General features: G+C 62.1%; 3 protein-coding genes. 1 reads left to right on the top strand and 2 read right to left on the bottom strand.

Features of this window, described 5'->3' with window-relative positions; all coding sequences use genetic code 11:
• Positions 1-164: 164 nt before the first annotated feature.
• Positions 165-383 carry an alkylphosphonate utilization protein gene (locus VN004_RS01010; RefSeq protein WP_325606245.1) on the bottom strand — a complete coding sequence of 73 codons (219 nt, stop codon included), beginning with the start codon at positions 381-383 and terminating at the stop codon, positions 165-167.
• Between the two features lie 161 nt (positions 384-544).
• Between VN004_RS01010 and VN004_RS01015 the strand changes: the two genes are divergently transcribed.
• A complete protein-coding gene (locus tag VN004_RS01015; RefSeq protein WP_325606246.1) occupies positions 545-934 on the top strand; it encodes a DUF3060 domain-containing protein in 390 nt (129 codons plus the stop codon).
• A gap of 255 nt (positions 935-1,189) precedes the next feature.
• Here VN004_RS01015 and VN004_RS01020 read toward each other — a convergent pair.
• Positions 1,190-1,537 (bottom strand): carbonic anhydrase (locus tag VN004_RS01020; protein WP_325606247.1); only part of this gene is annotated, 348 nt, incomplete at its 5' end.

A 1,537-nucleotide genomic window follows, 5' to 3' on the forward strand; every position in this document is an offset into this window, starting at 1 on the left:
ATTGCCGCGAGGAACAATGCACGCATGGTGGCCTCTCGTTGAAACGATGCGGCCACGCATAAGGTCCGCGGATTAACAGCGCATTTAAATTCAGTTGCAGACTTGAAGCGTCACGACGCGACGTCGATGTTCCGCGCCGCCGCCTGCGTGTCAGCGCGTACGCATCACGCCTTCTTCAGGAACTCGGTTTTCAGCACGAGGCCCTTCACCTGCTTGGTACTGCACTCGATCTCGTCCGGGTCTCCGGTGAGCCGGATGTTCTTCACCAGCGTGCCGCGCTTGAGCGTCTCCGACGTGCCCTTGACCTTCAGGTCCTTGATCAGCGTCACCGAGTCGCCGTCCTTGAGAATATTGCCGTTACTGTCGCGGGTTTCGTCGGTCATCGGGCTGTCCTGATCGCATTCGGGAATCGGAAGCCTCTTTTACGCGCGGCGGTTCGGAGCACAAACCCCACCACCCGCAACGGGCGAAACGCAAAGCGGACACGACGCCGGATTGCGCGACGCCTTTTCCGGGCTACACTGGTCGCCCTGAGGACCTGGGAATGGCACGCAGCGCATCCCTCCTGCTCGCAGCCCTCGCGCTGGCCGCGTGCGGAGACAATCCCGACCGGACCTATAGCGGCGTGCCTGGCGCCACACACGATTGCGACAAGGAACGCAAGGTCGCAATCAATGGAAGCGGCGGCACCTTCACCTTCTCGGGCACCTGCGAGCGCGTGTCGCTCAACGGAGCAAACAACACGCTCACTATCGAGGCGACGAAGTCCCTCGATGTCAAAGGTGACGGCAACACGGTCAGGATCGGGGCAGTGGACGCCATCAGCGTCAGTGGCTCGCAGAACAACGTGACGTACAGGACGGGCCTGCCCGGCGGGCAGCCGAAGTCCGCGAGCGCCCGCGGCAACCAGAACGACATCCTTCAGGCGAAGTAGGATCGGCGGGCCAGGACGGCCTTTCTTCTTCATGTCATGCCCGCAGTTGTCGCGGGCATCCACGTCTTGCCTTTGATGCCTCACTCAAAGACGTGGATGGCCGGGACAGGTTTACATTCCGGCCGCGCGGAGCGGGGCGGGTGCCCGGCCATAACATTGGTTGGTAGCCCGCATGGAGCGAAGCGCAACGCGGGACCGCACACCCCGGATTTCGCTAAGCTTCGTTCCCGCCAGGCTTGCCGCGCGTTACGCGGCCTAAACCAGACTCACTTTCCCAGTCGCGAGATCATAAACGCCACCCACCACGCGAAGCTCGCCTTTGGCGACCATTCCCGCCAAAATTGGCGTTGCTGTTTTCAGCCGTTCGACATTGTACTGCACGTTGGCGACGACGGCGCGCTGCGCGAGATCGCTACCCGCGTTCTTCGATGTCGGCTCGATGCCGGGCTTCATCGCCCTGACGAGATCCGCAATATGACCGGGCAGCGTATTGCCCTTCTGCAGCGCCTCGATCGTCGCATTCACCGCGCCACAACTGTTGTGGCCGAGAACCATGATCAGCTTCGTGCCCAGAACCGCCGCGCCGTATTCGAGGCTTCCCAG

Origin of the sequence: Pseudorhodoplanes sp. (assembly GCF_035565855.1) — a bacterium.
GTDB lineage: Bacteria > Pseudomonadota > Alphaproteobacteria > Rhizobiales > Xanthobacteraceae > Pseudorhodoplanes.